The organism is Fulvivirga kasyanovii (genome assembly GCF_009711405.1).
Taxonomy (GTDB): Bacteria; Bacteroidota; Bacteroidia; order Cytophagales; family Cyclobacteriaceae; genus Fulvivirga; species Fulvivirga kasyanovii.
Window position 1 is genome coordinate 1 of the sequence record NZ_SMLW01000529.1, and the last position, 16612, is coordinate 16612.

19 protein-coding genes are annotated in these 16612 nt (G+C 43.6%); 7 read left to right on the top strand and 12 right to left on the bottom strand.

Going from position 1 to position 16612, the window contains the following annotated elements:
* Positions 1-13: 13 nt before the first annotated feature.
* Positions 14-883 carry a sigma-70 family RNA polymerase sigma factor gene (locus E1163_RS11775; protein ID WP_155171902.1) on the top strand — a complete coding sequence of 290 codons (870 nt, stop codon included), beginning with the start codon at positions 14-16 and terminating at the stop codon, positions 881-883.
* 39 nt (positions 884-922) lie between these two features.
* Here E1163_RS11775 and E1163_RS11780 read toward each other — a convergent pair whose 3' ends face one another.
* Positions 923-1528, bottom strand: a complete 606-nt coding sequence (locus E1163_RS11780; RefSeq protein WP_155171904.1) for a hypothetical protein — start codon at positions 1526-1528, stop codon at positions 923-925.
* A 216-nt stretch (positions 1529-1744) separates the two neighbouring features.
* Here E1163_RS11780 and E1163_RS11785 point away from each other — a divergent pair, with 216 nt between their 5' ends.
* The 3 genes from E1163_RS11785 (at position 1745) to E1163_RS11795 (ending at position 3383) form a co-directional block, all read left to right on the top strand.
* Positions 1745-2374: an inorganic pyrophosphatase gene (locus E1163_RS11785; protein WP_155171906.1), complete on the top strand. Its 630-nt coding sequence runs from the start codon at positions 1745-1747 to the stop codon at positions 2372-2374.
* A 31-nt stretch (positions 2375-2405) separates the two neighbouring features.
* Positions 2406-2690: a GNAT family N-acetyltransferase gene (locus E1163_RS11790; RefSeq protein WP_155171908.1), complete on the top strand. Its 285-nt coding sequence runs from the start codon at positions 2406-2408 to the stop codon at positions 2688-2690.
* A 93-nt stretch (positions 2691-2783) separates the two neighbouring features.
* Positions 2784-3383, top strand: coding sequence for a superoxide dismutase family protein (locus E1163_RS11795; protein ID WP_155171910.1), 600 nt, complete (start codon positions 2784-2786; stop codon positions 3381-3383).
* A 342-nt stretch (positions 3384-3725) separates the two neighbouring features.
* On the opposite strand, the gene E1163_RS11800 is transcribed toward E1163_RS11795, so the two are convergent.
* The 8 genes from E1163_RS11800 to mbhE all read right to left on the bottom strand — a co-directional run bounded on the left by E1163_RS11800 (position 3726) and on the right by mbhE (position 10410).
* Positions 3726-4673 (bottom strand): CHAD domain-containing protein, encoded by a 948-nt coding sequence (locus E1163_RS11800; RefSeq protein WP_155171912.1) that lies wholly within the window; start codon positions 4671-4673, stop codon positions 3726-3728.
* A gap of 238 nt (positions 4674-4911) precedes the next feature.
* On the bottom strand, positions 4912-5262 hold the full coding sequence (gene mnhG / locus E1163_RS11805; protein WP_155171914.1) for a monovalent cation/H(+) antiporter subunit G: 351 nt from the start codon (positions 5260-5262) through the stop codon (positions 4912-4914).
* Positions 5255-5527, bottom strand: a complete 273-nt coding sequence (locus E1163_RS11810; RefSeq protein ID WP_185156059.1) for an MrpF/PhaF family protein — start codon at positions 5525-5527, stop codon at positions 5255-5257. Before E1163_RS11810 ends, mnhG begins: the two co-directional genes overlap by 8 nt.
* A gap of 1 nt (position 5528) precedes the next feature.
* Entirely contained in the window at positions 5529-5861 is a 333-nt protein-coding gene (locus tag E1163_RS11815; RefSeq protein WP_155171917.1) for a Na+/H+ antiporter subunit E, read from the bottom strand.
* Positions 5845-7344: a Na+/H+ antiporter subunit D gene (locus E1163_RS11820; protein WP_155171918.1), complete on the bottom strand. Its 1500-nt coding sequence runs from the start codon at positions 7342-7344 to the stop codon at positions 5845-5847. Before E1163_RS11820 ends, E1163_RS11815 begins: the two co-directional genes overlap by 17 nt.
* Entirely contained in the window at positions 7341-7694 is a 354-nt protein-coding gene (locus tag E1163_RS11825; protein ID WP_155171919.1) for a Na+/H+ antiporter subunit C, read from the bottom strand. The genes E1163_RS11820 and E1163_RS11825 overlap by 4 nt, the downstream gene beginning before the upstream one ends.
* The gene (locus E1163_RS11830; protein ID WP_155171920.1) at positions 7685-8104 is read right to left on the bottom strand and encodes an MnhB domain-containing protein; all 420 of its coding nucleotides are present in this window, start codon (positions 8102-8104) and stop codon (positions 7685-7687) included. The genes E1163_RS11825 and E1163_RS11830 overlap by 10 nt, the downstream gene beginning before the upstream one ends.
* Positions 8105-8112: 8 nt before the next feature.
* Positions 8113-10410: a hydrogen gas-evolving membrane-bound hydrogenase subunit E gene (mbhE, locus tag E1163_RS11835; protein ID WP_155171921.1), complete on the bottom strand. Its 2298-nt coding sequence runs from the start codon at positions 10408-10410 to the stop codon at positions 8113-8115.
* Between the two features lie 156 nt (positions 10411-10566).
* Here mbhE and E1163_RS11840 point away from each other — a divergent pair, with 156 nt between their 5' ends.
* Positions 10567-11544, top strand: a complete 978-nt coding sequence (locus E1163_RS11840; protein ID WP_155171922.1) for a hypothetical protein — start codon at positions 10567-10569, stop codon at positions 11542-11544.
* Positions 11545-11548: 4 nt separating this feature from the next.
* On the opposite strand, the gene E1163_RS11845 is transcribed toward E1163_RS11840, so the two are convergent.
* Positions 11549-12439, bottom strand: a complete 891-nt coding sequence (locus tag E1163_RS11845) for a mechanosensitive ion channel family protein (protein ID WP_155171924.1) — start codon at positions 12437-12439, stop codon at positions 11549-11551.
* 83 nt (positions 12440-12522) lie between these two features.
* On the opposite strand from E1163_RS11845, the gene E1163_RS11850 reads away from it, so the two are divergent.
* Positions 12523-12762, top strand: a complete 240-nt coding sequence (locus tag E1163_RS11850; RefSeq protein WP_155171926.1) for a DUF202 domain-containing protein — start codon at positions 12523-12525, stop codon at positions 12760-12762.
* A gap of 4 nt (positions 12763-12766) precedes the next feature.
* The gene (locus tag E1163_RS11855; protein WP_155171928.1) at positions 12767-14563 is read left to right on the top strand and encodes an SLC13 family permease; all 1797 of its coding nucleotides are present in this window, start codon (positions 12767-12769) and stop codon (positions 14561-14563) included.
* A 201-nt stretch (positions 14564-14764) separates the two neighbouring features.
* Here the strand turns inward: E1163_RS11855 and E1163_RS11860 are convergent, their stop codons facing one another.
* Positions 14765-15643 carry a hypothetical protein gene (locus E1163_RS11860; RefSeq protein ID WP_155171929.1) on the bottom strand — a complete coding sequence of 293 codons (879 nt, stop codon included), beginning with the start codon at positions 15641-15643 and terminating at the stop codon, positions 14765-14767.
* 261 nt (positions 15644-15904) lie between these two features.
* Positions 15905-16612, bottom strand: a 708-nt coding sequence (locus tag E1163_RS11865; RefSeq protein ID WP_155171931.1) for a 7-carboxy-7-deazaguanine synthase QueE, incomplete at its 5' end; no start/stop codon positions are given.

Genomic DNA, 16612 nt, shown 5'->3' on the forward strand with positions numbered 1-16612 from the left:
GGATTATAGGAGAATGAGACAACTTAAGATCACACAATCTATTACCAACAGGGATAGTAGAACCCTTGAAAAGTACTTTAATGAAATTTCGAAAGATGAGCTTTTGACACCTGAGGAAGAGGTGGATCTGGCTCAGAGGATCAGAGAAGGGGACGAGGCTGCGTTGGAAAAGCTGGTGAAGGCGAATTTAAGGTTCGTTGTATCTGTTGCAAAGCAGTACCACTACTCTAATAAAATCCCTCTTAATGACCTGATCAATGAGGGCAACCTGGGTTTGGTGAAAGCCGCCAAAAGGTTTGACGAAAAACGTGGGTTTAAATTTATATCCTATGCCGTATGGTGGATCAGACAATCTATTATCCAGGCTTTGGCCGAGCACTCCAGAATAGTAAGGATACCTTCAAATAAAATTGGTGCACTGTCTAAAATAGACCAGGCTTCTTCTCTGCTTGAGCAGCAGTTTGAGCGTGAACCAACCGATGAAGAACTGGCAGAGCTTTTGGATATGACTGTAGATGAAGTTAGAACTACGGTAAGATCTCAAACCAAGCAGGTTTCTATTGATAAACCTTTTTCTGAAGATGAAGGCAGCTCTTTGCTTGATGTGATGGAAGATGAAGACAGCAATGAAGTGGAAAACATCGTTTATAGCGACTCTCTGAGAAGAGAAGTGGGCAGGTTGCTTTCAACACTTACAGAAAGAGAAAGGATCGTTATCAGTCAGTATTTCGGACTGAGCGAGAATACCAGCTTGTCTCTTGAAGATATCGGTGAAAACCTGGGTTTAACAAGAGAGAGGGTTAGGCAGATAAAAGAAAAGGCTCTTAGAAAATTATCTAAGAACCCTAAAAACGAACTTTTGAAGCCTTACCTGGCTAACTAATCAAAGATTAAATATCAATAATAAATAAAGGAGCATCTATTAGGTGCTCCTTATTTCATCCAGTCGGTTTTTGGCTGTTTGCAAATCCCTTCTAAGCTTCATTTGCTTTTCAAGCGCATTTCTTTTGTAGTTTTCAAATTCATTGTCCAGCCTTTCATAGTCATTGGTTTTTTTGCGGGCTATTCTGTTATTGTCTTTAAATTTATAAAGCAATATGGCCATGGCTATCAGTAGCAGTGAAATGATCACCACGTTAATAAGAATATAGCTGTCTTTGAGAAAGTCGATACCCATAACCGTGATGTGGGTGCCTGCATGTTCCTTTTCCGCCAGTTGCTCATCCTTTTCTTTGATCACGCTACGGAGCTCAGCCAGCTCTTTTTCCTGGACATCTATCAGGTTTTGAGCATCTGAAAGCCGTTGCTCTTTATTGCTAACCGAGTCCTGTACTGTTTTCCAAAACGCGTTCAGCTCAGTTTCTTTAATTACCTTATAGGATTTAAAAGTCTCTGAATTATCTTTGAGCTGCTTAAATTGCTCGTTCAGGTTTTGTGGTTCCTGTACCTGTGCCTGGCCTTCCGTATCCTGAGCCGAAGCTCCTGCACCGGCAAGACAAATGAGTAAAAATATTATGGGTTTCTTCATAAAAGCGCCGTTGATATAAATTAAAAAATAGACTCTAAACTAACTAACATTTTCCTTAAAGATCAACCAAATTTTGTTAATCAAAATTATTATCGTTAAATCACAAATTACAGCGATAAGTGACAGTGATGATATTTTTTATGAAATCCTATAATATTAAACAATGATTTATTCACTAGTGTTAGTAAAATTTAAAAGTACATCTATAAATTAAAAATGATAACAAACGAATACAAACCTTATCTGTCTCACCCCTGGCATGGAATACCCACAGGTACCGATGCCCCGTCAATAGTTAACGCCTTTATAGAAATGACACCTGCCGATGGTGTGAAGTACGAGATCGATAAGGATTCCGGCTTTCTGAAAGTAGACCGCCCTCAGAAGTTTTCCAACATAGTGCCTGCATTGTATGGCTTTGTACCACAGACTTATTGTGCTGAAAATGTGGCTAATGTCTGCGAAAAGCATACAGGCCGCAAAGGAATCAAAGGAGATGGGGATCCGCTGGATATATGTGTACTTACCGAGAGGAATATTGTACAAGGCTATATTCTCGTGCCTGCTATCCCTATCGGGGGCTTCCGGATGATCGACGGAGGTGAGGCAGACGATAAAATTATTGCCATACTTAAGGGAGACGAAGTGTACCAGGAATGGAAAACGCTGGAAGATTGTCCCGACTCTTTGATCAACAGGTTGAAGCACTACTTCCTGACTTATAAGCAGATGCCGGGAGAGGCGCCTCAAAAGACTACGGAAATAGCTGAGGTCTATGGTAAAGAAGAGGCTTATGAGGTTATCAGGAACAGCCAGCAGGATTATGCTAAACATTATCAGCTTTGAAGAAGTTTTAGAAATATAAACAACATCTATTATGCACAACCTTAATGTTCAACATGACATCAACAACAAGCTCTTTTTTGCAAAAGTAAAAGGAGGAATGGCGCAGCTTACTTATGAACGCCTTGGAGAGAAGCATCTTGATTTTAAGGAAACCCATGTGCCCGAGCCTTCACGAGGTATGGGCGTGGCCCAACACCTTGTGGAAAGTGCGCTGGCCTATGCCAAGGACCGGGACATTTCCATAAAACCTAGCTGCCCGGTAGTAAAAAGTGTGATCAGGAAATCGGAAGATTATCAGCATTTAGTGGAGGAGTAACGACGCTGAGGTGTATTCATGCGTAATTGCAATGCATAAAACTTATATTTCTTTTAACTTGGCAACCAAACAAAAACTAACCAAAAATACATTATGAAAAACTTAAAAATGCACTTTTTAGTCGGCAGCTTCGCCTTATTGGCAGCATGTGGCCCTGCAAACAAAGAAGAGGATACTACCGAAGAACCGGAAGTAGCCGCAGTGGAAACTGAGGAGCCTGTTGCTGAAGAGAAAGTTTTAAATACGGCTAAAGCTACCATTTCAAGTGCCAGCGGTAGTACACTGACTGGTGAAGCTACTTTTACAGATCTTGGTGAAGGCGACGTTACCTTCAAACTGACAGTTGAAGGAGCTACTCCCGGGGAGCATGCCTTGCATTTACATGAAAAAGGTGATTGCAGTGCTCCTGATGCTACATCAGCCGGAGGGCACTGGAACCCTGCAGGAGTTAAGCATGGCAAGAGAGCGGTAGACCACCTGTACCATGCAGGGGATATTGCCAACCTTGAAGTGGGAGAAGACGGAAAAGGTGTGCTTACAGCCACTATTTCAGGGTGGTCAATTGGTGGGGCTGACAGCACCAACATTATCAACAAAGCCATTATTATCCATGCTGACGCGGATGACTTCACTTCGCAGCCTTCAGGGGCAGCAGGTAAGCGCGTAGGATGCGGTGTGATTCAGAAAAACTGATAAGTTATTTCTTTAAAGAAAAAGAAACTAAACTGGCTGATATTATCAGCCGGTTTAGTTAACAGAACCAAATACTTGCTGTACCTGCCTGCTATTTCATTTTACTGAGCGCAATTTTACGCGCAGCTATTTCCATTTTCATGTAAGCGAGTACCTTATTTACTCTCTCTTCAATTTCCTTGGTTGAAATATATTTACTGGATTCCGGGAACCCTTTAAGGTGTCTTCTAATATCGATAATCATAATAATTCTGCATTTAAAATTTCAAAAACTCTCTATTAATATTTAACGAAAACAGGCACTTTTCGGTGCGCCAAAACCGGTAAAACTTGTCCGGGAATTTAGTATTTAAGATTTTCTTTTTTAACTAATTCATTATCAGACATTTTCTTTTCATAGTTTGACCAATAAGCATGTATCCGGTCTATGAATGCCGTTGGTTTTTCGTAATAACAATTTTGCCCCTTGATCAATGCATGCCTTTGCAGTTGGCTGCGGTGATGTTCTATAATAGTTATCACCAGCGATTTGTCTACAGGGTTTTCAAATACAACCATATTGTCATTGATTTGTTTTTGGACAATGGATAAATCATGATCAAATCCCAAAAGATCCGACAGGTCGTGTAATTCATCTTCGAGTGACCCCATCAGGCCGGGCCATATCCTGGACAGCGTATCTATCTGATACCTAAGATACTTTACTCTTTTCCTCCACTCGTGGAGGTCTTCCGTAGCCTGGCTGGCCATGGCAACCCTGAGGCTATGTTGGCCTCTTTTATAAACTCGTTTTAAGCTGGGGGCTATCTGTTCAAAAGCATTTACACTTACAGTCCAGCTACGGTGCTCCTGTAGTTTATTGCCCAACTGTGATCGCAGGTAACCGGGTACATCGTTATTGACATAAGCATCTTCCAGCTTTTGCCGTTCTTGCAGTTGGTATGTAATAGCAGGGGCGAACAATTCACTGTCAAATCCCTGCGTATACTGCTCCCGTAACTGCTCCGTAGTTTCCATTACAGCCGTGTGGTCACGTATCTCCGAAATTTGCCTGCCAAGGTCTCTGAAGAATATGTTTTCCTTTTTAAACGCCTCTTCGCCCATTTCATCCCTGATCAGCCTGAATATGGCACGAAGCTCCTTGAAGGTCTTCCTTAGTTCATGTATAGTCTCATGCCTGTCCAGCGGAGGGACGTCGTGAAGCAAATTATAAGCCCTGCTGATTTCCTCATCAATCACACGCAGGACGCCGGTAGAAAAATCTTCTGATCTTTTTAACTGCAAACTCATTATTTAAAGACGGACAAGAAGCAGGCCATTGGCTTAATTCAGTTTTACTATCATCTTCATCAATTATGCTGAGAAAACGAGTACCCCCATTGTGCATTAGGCTACCCAATGAGAGACCTATACATCACCCCTTGGGCATTACTTTTTCTGGTTGCATGCAGTAATTGCCAGGGCTTCTCTTAAGTTACTTTTAACAATTCAAAAATGAAATTGATCCGGAATAAAAATACGATCCTAATCAGGAGGTTTTTTGTTTCTCTTTTTCCTGGGCTTTTTCCAAGTCATCGCGACCCGTGTTTTTCCATTTTTTAGTGTTCATCAGATGGGCAGAGCGCCCTATCATATGCGTGGCCACCGGTATGGTAAGAAAGATAAATGTAATGATCAGAATGGACTTTAATATGGTCAAAGCGGATGTGAAATAGATGCACAGGCTTGCGAGCATAAGCATGATACCCAAAGTCGGTACTTTTGTAGTAGCATGCATCCTCATGTAAATGTCAGGCAGTCTGAGCAGGCCTACACTGGCCAAAAGGATAAATAGTGCTCCAAGCCCTAACAGTATGATAATGGTCCACTCCTTAATCATCTTTCGTTTTTGTTTCCTTTAAGTATTTGGCAATGGTTACCGTGCCGAGAAATATGATCAGCGCGATTATAAAAACGGTATCCAGATAAACTATTTTTTTACTGATAAAGGCATAGGTTATGATAATACCCATGCTTATGGAAGAGATGAGGTCGAGGGAAATGACCCGGTCTGGTAATGATGGTCCTATTAACAGTCGGATAAAGGAGATAAAAAAAGAAACCATCAGAAGGATCATCACAATATATGCCGCGCTTTCTATCATCTCAGTTGAGTAGTTTTTGTATCTTCCTTTCCAGTTTTTGAATGTCTTTGATGAATTCATCAGTGTCCTCAGCATACATAGCGTGTACATAGAGCCTCTTTTTGTCATCGGAAATGTCGAGGCTCAGGGTGCCGGGTGTCATAGTGATCAGATTGACCAGGGCCAATACTTCATGGTCTGATTTTACCACTATAGGCACCTCTACAATAGCAGGATGCATCCGGAACCTTGGGGTTAGTATTTCAATGGCAACCTCTATATTGGAGCTGATCAACCTGCCAAGGTAAAAGAATATAAACTCTGTGATGTGCCAGATTTTAATGAGGATTTTCATGTTCCGAAATTTTAAGCACTGCTTCTACATAATGTTTCTTGTCCAACAATTGTTCTGCCGCACTTGTGGTAAGTTCAAGGCAATAATTGGCGCCTATGCCTATACCGGCACTGATACAGCAAAGGAGTACGCAGGGTATTACCAGTGTCAGGGCTGGCCTCCTGGTGCTGTCATGTTCACCGTTTTCTTCACTTTTCCAAAATGCATGGCCCCATATTTTAACCATTGAAAATAATGTAATGATGCTGACCAGAAGTGCGACGAAGGTAATGAGATACTCATTGCTTTCCAGCCCGGCTTTTACCAGCACGAACTTGGCGAAGAAGCCCGATAGGGGAGGCAGCCCGGCCAGTGCCATGGCAGGTATAAAGAAAATAAAAGCTACCAATGGATGCTGTTTGTAAAGTCCCCCGAGGGTTTTGATGTGGTATGACCCTTTGAGACTGTTGATGATACCCGCTACCAGGAAAGTGTTTGTTTTGGCCATTACATTATGGAAGGTAAAATATATAGCGCCGCTGATGGCTAGTGGAGTAAATATGCCAAGCCCCATGATCATGTACCCGATCTGGCTGATGATGTGGAAAGACAAGATACGCCTGATGTCGTTTTGCGAAGCCGCCATAATAACACCGATAAACATAGTAGCACCGGCAACAACCAGTAAAAGAGTATGCCAGAAAGCGTCGTTGTGCACGAAGAACAGGGTGAAAAAGCGTACCATGGCATATACACCTACTTTGGTAAGGAGGCCGGCAAATAAAGCGCTGACTGCTGCCGGAGGTGTGTGGTACGATGCAGGCAGCCAGTAAAAAAATGGAAATATCGCTGCCTTGATGCCAAAGGCAATAAAGAAAAGCATAGCAGAAGTGTTCATCAGCATGGCATCATCGTCTTCTATAATCCTGGCGAGGTCAGCCATATTAAGTGTGCCCGTTTCACCATAGATCAGGCCAATTCCTGCCACAAACAGAAAAGAGGATATAAGGCTCATGGTAATATACTTGATGGCACCTTCCAACTGTGCGCGTTCATTGCCCAGGATTAGCAGGCAAAAAGAAGCCATGAGCATAACCTCAAACCATACAAAAAGATTAAATATATCGCCAGTGATGAACGCACCGTTTACCCCCAGAAGCAAGGCATGGAACAACGGGTGGAAATGGTGGTTCTCGCGTTGGCTGCCAATGTTTTTAGAGGCATATATTGATATGCAAAAGCCTATTATACCAGCCATAATCAGCATGATCGCGCTGTAAAGGTCAATAACTATGGGTATGCCTATTGGGGCTGACCAGTTGCCTATGTTCATGACCTGAATGCCGCTTTGCTGCACTGTTTGCAACAGATGAACAGAGACGACCACCAACGCAGCAGTGGCTGAGATACTGATGATCCGCTTGATCCTGTTATTTTTGATCACAAGCAGGATAGGTATGGCTATTAATGGTATTAATATGGGTAATGTGAGCATTCCTTTCATTCAAATTGATCCGTTTCCTGCACTTTGTCCAAGTCTTCTGTCCCGGTTTTACTGTAATATTTGTAGGTGAGCACCAGTGTAAAAGCTATGATCCCAAACCCAATAACAATAGCCGTAAGGATTAGCGCCTGAGGCAACGGGTCTGCTATACCAGGCTCCGGCACATTACTCCCTTTTTCAATAAAAGCCGGCTTGCCTTTACTCAATCCGCCTGAGGTGAACAAAAGCAGGTTTGTGGCATTGCTGAGGAACATGATACCGAGGATCAGTTTTACTATACTCCGCCTCAGTAATAAATAAACAGACACGGCATAGAGTACACCTATGGCTATGGCAAATATTATTTCCATTCTATTTCCTCCATTATTGATGATGTGATGGTCAGCAGGCTTCCGATTACCAGAAAATAAACGCCGCTATCAAACAGGAGCGGGGTGCCCACTTTTACCTCGAAAAGCCCGGTTTTAAAAGTATGCCATACACCGGTTAGTAATGGCTTGGAAGCCAGAAAGCCAATGGTAGCACTGAGCAAAATGCCGACCAGGCCGAGAATGATAAAAGACTTAGGTTTGAGATAGGTTTGGTTGATGGCATCACTGCCATAAGTCAGGCTATAAAAAAGTATACCCGAACTGGCCAGCAGCCCGGCTATAAAGCCACCTCCCGGTGAATTATGGCCGCGTAGCAAAACATAGATAGAAAATACAATAAAGACAGGTTTGAGGTATTTGGCTGTTATTTTTAATATAATCGAGTTCATATGCTTGCCTAATTTGTCGTTTTGGATTTTTTAATTTTTAACAAACTGAAAATCCCCAGAGAGGCCATGGTTATTACTATTACCTCGCCCAGCGTATCAAAGGCCCGGAAGTCCACCAGAATTACATTGACAATATTCCGGCCGTGCCCCTCTTCGTAGCTGTTTTGGGCGATATAGTTGGACACCGGATAGCTTAAGTTCAGGTGATCAGCTTTGATCACCAGTGCAGCCATTAAAACTCCTACCGTAAGAGCGATCACAGCATCACGGGTTTTGGATGTTCGGGACAGGTGCTTTGAGAATGCGGGAAGCTTATGGAATATCATGATAAAGAGCACGAGTGTTAACACTTCTACAAAAACCTGAGTAATGGCCAGGTCTACTGCCCCATAGATCATGTATAAAAGTGCTATGCCAAAGCCGGCAACACCTATGGTGATAATGGCGACCAGCCTGGACCTGGAAATGGCTACCGCTACAGCGGCAACACATATAGCTACAACAATAGCAGTAGCGTAATAGGAAACCGGAGAGAGTCCTTCAGTAAACTGCCACGTCCAGGTGCGATAGAGTTGGTACCAAACCAACCCGGAGGCCACTATAAAGATCACCATGATATAAATGCGGTAATACCCATGCTGAAAGAAGCTGGTGTTCTTTTTTGCAAGGCTTACCAGTTGGGTAATAGTCTTGTTGAAAACATGGGCCAGTTCAATTTTGAATAGGCGTGCGTTTATTTTTTCAAGGAATGGTATAACCTGTTTTCTGCCCCAGAAGAGCAGCACGCCTACGGTTACGGTTATCAGGCTAAGCAGGAAAACGACATTGAAGCCATGCCAAAACTTCAATTCTACCTTGATGGGAACCACTTTTACAGCTCCCAGGGCTGACTCCAGCAAGGGTTCCAGAGGTTTGGGAAACAGGGCCAGTATAAGACTGAAGACAGCTAGAAGTGCCGGGCCTGCCCAAAATGTGGCACCGGCTTCTGTTATGGGTTTGTTCAGGTGTTTTTTTCTAAAAAAGATCTTATATCCGTAAATAATGGAGATGGCCACCATAAATGCATTGGCAAGTACACTACATACAAGCACGTAGTCAGACACTCCCGGAGCCTGTTTGCCAGCTTCATAGATAAACTCCTTGCTAATGTAGCCCAGCATAGGAGGAAGTCCGGCCATAGACAGCAGGGCCAGGATGGAAGCTACCATTGTAACAGGCATGGCTTTCCACAGGCCACCCAGTTCATCAATGTTGCGGGTACCGGTTGTTTCATCAATGGTGCCGGCGGTCATAAATAAGGTGGCTTTGTACAGGGCATGTACTACAAGGTACAGTAAGGCTGCCTTTACTGAAAGGAATGTACCAATACCAATCAGCATCATCAGTATACCCAGCGCACTGATTGTAACATAAGCTAATATGGCTTTCAAATCTTTTTGAGTTAAAGAAAGGTAAGCCCCGGCGAGCATGGTGATGCCGCCGAACAGAGTGACATAATTTTGCCACATGTCAGTGTTGCCCAGCATAGGATTTAATCTTGCCAGTAGATAAATACCTGCGTTTACCATGGCTGCGGAATGCAGATAGGCACTTACGGGCGTGGGGGCCTTCATAGCTGATGGCAACCAGAAGTGGAAAGGGAATTGGGCTGATTTGGTAAACGCCCCCAGCAGAATGAGCAGCAGCATAGGAGTATAAAGCGGATGGCCTGTCAGTACTTCATGCTGGTTCAGCAGCTCACTGATCTCATAGCTGTTGCTGATGTTGCCAATTATAATAAAACCTGTAAGCAAGGCCAGGCCGCCAAGTTCAGTAACTAGCAATGCCTGCAGGGCAGCAGCACGTGCGGACTTTTCCGTATGTTTAAAGCCAATAAGAAGAAAAGAAGTGATGCCGGTGAGTTCCCAGAATACATATAAGGTAATGAGGTTGCCTGCCAGCACCAGACCCAGCATGGCACCCATGAACAGCAACATGTAGCTATAGAATTTGCCTTTACCCTCATGGTGTAGCATATAGCCGTTGGAATAGACCAGTATCAGTACACCTATGCCTAAAATGAGCAGCACAAACAGCATGCTGAGACCATCCAGGTAAAACGAAAGGTGAATGTTTAAAGTGTCTACCCAAGAATAGGTTATAGCTAATACTTCACCATGCCTGACCTTTTCATAGAGACTGAGGAAATAGCCAAGTGACCCCAGCGGGATGATCGCTAATAGAATACCTGCACTTTTATTGAATTTTTTGGCAACAAAAGAAGCTAAAATAGCCCCGAGGAAGATGGATAAAACTGATAAGAGCATACCATTTTTCAAATCTATAGTAGATCAACACGGCAGTAAGTGAATAGTTTACGGTATGGATCAGGTAATTCAGGATAGTAATGAACAATGTCATTTTTGAGTAGTTAGAAGGTAGAATGTTTTGCTAAACCTAACCGGAGCTTTAAATAAATAGGTATGAAGAAACTGCTATTGATTTTTGGAATGTTGTATGTCACACACTGCTGCCTGGGCCAGCAGGATACTACGAATGCTAACGGAACAACGGGATTTTTGCCTCTTATATATGCCAACCGGCAACTGACCTACCTTACGTTTTATGATGGTATTGGTAACCTTCCCAATATGGTTACGGAGGCACGGTTTTCCGGTAACTATTTTCTCAAAAAAGAAAAAATCAACTGGGCACTTGAGCTTAATTTGAATATTACCATTAGGATAAGGGACAAAAAATCTTTTCCCATTCCGCCACCGAGCTATAACCCGGTATTGACGTACTACCGGAGAATACCCTCGGGTGAAGGCTCTTTTCTTAGCAAAACTTTTCTTGATCAGGTCTTTTGGGAGGTTTCGGTAGGGCACCATTCCAATGGCAAAGCGGAGAGCTTCTATATTGAAGACAGCCTGGGCAATGATACCGGACAAATCAACTATGATAACGGTAATTTCTCTACCAATTATCTGGAATTGGCTTTCTCCACTTTCAAGCGCCGTAACAGAGGTGGTCAGAATAATTATTATACCAATTTAAGAACAGCCTTTCGTTTTTACTCTTCAAAGATGTCAGCCAAGGAGCTAAGGGATACCTACGGGTTTTACAGGCTCTTTCTTACCTATAACCTTTTTAAAATCCCGCTGGGAGAACCTGGAAAGTCATGGTCTGATTTCTTTTCCCGCTCCAGGCTGAGGTTTCATAGTGGCTGGATATTTGGTGACATGAGGGATGCTGCCGCCGATGATATAGACAAGAGGCTGATTGCTGAGGTTACTTACTTTTACTATCCCGGCTGGCTGTCCGAATTAGGTTTTTTCGTGCAGTATTATCGCGGACAGGATTACTACAATATCCAGTTTTTGCGTACGGCAGAAGTGTTCAGGGTTGGTATTTCATCCAACCCACTTGATTTTGACGGCTTTAAAAGAATATTGAAGTAGAAGGTCAGTTCTTCTTTAAAACTTCGGAAAGCCTTTCTCCTCCCTTGATACCGAAATCGAGCGTACGAATTGGGAATGGAATGGTGATGCCGTTTTGATCATACGCCTTTTTTAAATTCTTTATACCATCACTCTGCGCCTGGAGGTAATCCGGCTGACGTTTGAAATTCACCCAATACCTGACTACAAAATTGATAGAGCTATCACCAAACTCCTGGTAGAAAAACTCAACGCTTTTGCCGGCCTGTAGGTAGGGTATTTTTTTGATGGCCGCAACGGATATTTCCTCCACCTTGTCCAGGTCATCACCGTAGGAAATTCCACACTCCAGGTCAATGCGCCTGTTGCCGTTGATGGTGTAGTGCTTATATGGGTTTTGAAAGATCAGCCTGTTGGGGATCACTACATCCTGGCCTTTGGGGTCATAAATTATAGTAGCCCGCAAACCTATTTCCTTTACTGTACCAAACACATCGTTAGACTCTATAATATCACCCACGTTGATCGGGCTTTGTACGGCCATGATCACTCCTGATATGAGGTTGGAAGCAGCATCCTGAAAAGCAAAACCCAGGGCCAGGCCTATTACACCGACACCGGCCAGTACAGAAGTTACCGTTTTATCCAAATTGAGCACTCCAAGGGCTATCATTAGCCCTACAACCACAATAAGGAATGAAGTGATGGACCTGATGAGTGTGATCACCGATTCGTTTTGCATCAGCCTGTGCAATACCCGGCTAAGGATATTGCTTACGATTTTTGAAATAATGTAAGCTATAACGATAACTAAAATGGCAATTACCAGATTGGGCAGCATGACAATAAGCGCTTCCAGCCAACCTTGCAGTTTATCCACTACTATTTCCGATGCATCTGAGATTTCACTAAACATAAAGAATGGGTATAGGTTAATACTTGCATTAAACTAGTAAAATTAACCGTGCAATTTATTATATTCTATGCAAAAGAAAAGTTATGAGGGACAGAAGACATTATTTTGCCAGGATCAGGACCCAATTGGCCAACGAAAGGACACTGATGTCATACTACAGAGGATCTTTGGCCCTCGTGGGGATAAGTGCCTTTATCTTTAAGTTTTTTGTTTCGTGGCTATTTTCGGCCCTTTCGCTGATTTTTTTAATCCTGGGTATATCAATGGCTGTGTACGGTACCACAAGGTATTTCAGGTTTAAGAAGAAAATATTGAGGAAGTGAGTATATGACCTTTGAAATTATCTTGCTGTTTACCATTGTGTTAGGCGCATTGGTGCTATTTACTTCAGGAGCTATATCTGTAGACCTTACTGCGCTGCTGGTCATGGTTTCGTTGATGGCTACAGGCATTTTAACACCAGAAGAGGGCATTTCAGGTTTTAGCAATACGGCGACCACCACTGTGCTGGCCCTGCTCATTCTCAGTGAAGGCCTTAAGAATACCGGTGCTGTTGAGCTGCTTGGCGATAAAATGATCAGCCTTACAGGCAGGTATGAATGGTTTACCCTGATCATCATAATGCTTATTTCAGCCTTTGCTTCTGCCTTTATTAATACTACAGCCGTAGTGGCAGTTTTTATTCCGGTAATGTTCAGGATTGCCCGGTCGACCGGTATACAGGTGTCTGTTTTGCTGGTGCCTCTTTCCTTTGCGGCAATGATCGGTGGGGCCTCTACCATGATCGGCACATCTACCAACCTTTTGATCAATTCATTGGGACAGAGTTACGGGCTGGAAAAGCTTCGTATTTTTGACCTGACACTCATGGGAGGGATACTGTTCTTCGCCCTGATGCTGTACATGATCTTCATAGGCAGGCACTGGTTAAAAAAGGACAGCAATCAGGAAGAGGTGATAGATGATGGTCATGGCCCGGCCAACTACCTGACAGAAATAATTATACCCGAAGGCTCGGCTTTGATCAATAAAAGCCTTAACGGAGGCCCTTTGGCCCCGACAAGGGAGCTGAATGTACTAAGAGTTATCAGGAAGGATAACGGTGAAGCTTCTTTTTCACCCGTACATATTGGGAGGCTTCAGGAAAACGATGTTTTAGTGGTCAAGGCCAACATCAAGGAACTGATCAAGCTGAGTAATAATCCTAATGTGAAAATTATAACCAATGACCGCTTAAAGCACGTTAATGACGAAAGTGTCGAAACTAACCTTTTTGAGGCTTTAGTGGTGCCTAATTCGAATCTGATAGACCGGAAAATAAAAGACGTGGATTTTCGTCGGTTCTACGATGCCTATCCTCTTGCGGTCAGAAAAGGAGGTGTGATTGGAGACCAGAAACTGATGGAGCATAAAATCAGCCTTGGTGATATACTTTTGATGGATGGAGACAGCGAACCTAAGACCTTCTATTCCAGAAATGACTGGATAACCATTCAAAGGATCGAGAAGCATGAAATAGAAAAACACTTATACCGTAAGGATAAGCTGGCAGTTTCCGTTGCCATACTGCTGGGAGTGATCTTACTGGCCGTTACCAACATTCTGCCCATACTGATTGGCGCATGGATAGGCGTTACGCTCATGGTGCTTACGCGGTGTATAACTTTGAAACGGGCGTACCAGAATGTAGAATGGAAAGTAGTATTTCTTTTGGCGGGTATCATTCCGCTGGGTACAGCCATGAATAAGACCGGAGCCGATGCACTGATAGCTCATGGTTTTGTGGAGCTTACCTCAGGCACCTCACCGGCATTCGTTGTATCCGGGGTATTCCTGCTTACTACTTTGCTTACCGGCATTATCTCTAATCAGGCTACAGCGGTGTTGTTGGTACCCATTGCCATCCGTATAGCCGCAGAAATCGGGATGCCACCGGAACCTCTGGTAATAGCCATTTTATTTGGTGCCAACACCAGCTTCCTGACACCAGTCGGCTACCAGACCAATGCCATGGTATATGGCCCTGGTAACTACAAGTTTACAGACTTTCTAAAGGTTGGGGGACTGTTGTGCTTTATTTTCTGGTTATTAGCCACTTTCCTTATTCCCAGGCTTTATATGTAAGGGGCAGGTTGAATTTCCGGAGAGAAACTAATTTGTTGCTCCGTGTTTGCCGGACTGTGAATAGCAGTTGGTAAAATCAGGGTGAAATAGCAATAGGCGCAGTTTTATCTTGTTTCGCTGGTAAGCTTTGCGGTGAGAGTTTGAGTTTTTCCGGTTCACTCACTCCACAGGTTTTACGCGAGGCCCAATTGTAAACAGGTATCAGTAGCAATTTTGTTTGAAAGTCCTGAAATAGCGTTTGCCGTTCAGGTACGTCTTGTCATTGTTATAGGATAGGGTATAGGTATCAACCCTGCCGTTGGAGAACTCAAGTTTCAATACATTATTGCCGCCTGCATCACCGGTGAGACTCCATTTGCCCTGTCCGCCGCCTTTACCGCCGGATGACATAGAGCCACCGCCGGTATCTATTGAAGAGCTTGAACTGCTGCTATAGGAAAAGGCTCCCGAAGGACAAAGCGTGATTTCTATATGTGAACTGTATCCACTATAGCTGCTATATCCGTCAGAAGAGGGACCGCTGCTGTAAGATGAATTCATATAGGTTAGTGTGGCACCGTTCAGAGCCTCTTTCCACTGGCTGGCAAAAGGCGGCTCTTTGGGATGTGTGAACTTAAGGCTCATAGCTACCTGTTTGGCTAGTTTTTTATAAGCTGGTGAATAATTTGGCACATCAGTGGCAGCTATAATCGTCACCCCATACCCCAAAGGATTGATTACCCCAACCACATAGGCTTTGGCGGCAACTCCCTGGATGGTGCCGTTGAACTCTGCGCCGATACCACCCGGACCCACACTTTCAAAATCTGATGTCATCGACAGATAAATACCTTCTTCCGAAAGGCCATTCCTGGCCTCAGTTTTAAGAAGCGCCACATCCTTGATCTCATGGGGCACCATCAATATAAAGCCTGGCTGGGTGTCAGAACCGATGATATACGCGCCTTCGGTTTCTGCACCTTTCCAGCCTGCAGGAATAGTGAACTTAATACCAAGATAGGGATAGTCTACTTCACCTATCTGTTGTGCCTGGCCTGCATTGAGGACAGCGCAGAATGTCAGGAGAAATTGGAAACGCATGGGGGTACATTTTTTAGAATAATTTACACATATTCAACAGCTTATGCAATAGAGAAATACGCCTGAGATGGGTAATTTTCAGTATAAGGAGGATCAAATTGAAAGCCTGAGGAACAAACGGCTCAGAAAATAAAGCTCGCAAGGGAAGTTTACCATTGAAAATTGAATAAACCACGCCTATCGTTATTTTATATAAGCTTGCCAACTGCATTTGCCGATTGCTTTTAGCAAGTCACACAGTAGTTCAAAAGCAGGTGCTGCTTAAACCCCTCTTTTATTACCGTAAATATGTATGTGAAGCCGGTCGGTGTAGTTGAAGTTATGTTGTTTGCAAGCCTCAATCAGCCACTGTTGTTTAGCCCTGAGCTTTTCGGGAGAGGTGCCCTCCGGCATTAAATATACATGCCGTGGTTTTATTTTATATTTTGAGATCAGTGCCAGTACCTCCTGCAGGTCCTCTTCATTACTGACTACAAACTTAAAAACAGCTTTTGGGTTCTCAGAAAAATATTTATAAACATCTGCCTTTTCACGCAGTTTCAGCGGGTTATTTGAGTTGGCCAGTTTAGGGCTTACATTATATTGATCAACCAGGTCGTCGAACGCTTTTGCAGGGGCAATGGTGCCATTCGTTTCGATCTCAAAGCGATAGCCTGCATCGGCTTTTCTGAGCAGGAGCATGAGCTCTGTTAATTCCGCTTGCTGTAGCAGAGGTTCGCCGCCGGTCAATACCACATTTCTACAGTTGATTGGCGCCAGTTCTGCGGCTATCTCCTGGATGGAAAGCTGCACCATATAGTCGGCTTTTGAGTACTTTTCATAGCCCGGTTCCGAATCCTTTTCGTGTTTGAATGGTGTTCCTATCCAGTTCCAGGTGTAATCAGTGTCGCACCATGAGCAGTGCAGGTTGCAAAGTGATGTGCGAATGAAAATACTAGGGCGCCCGATACTCTTTCCTTCCCCTTGAAT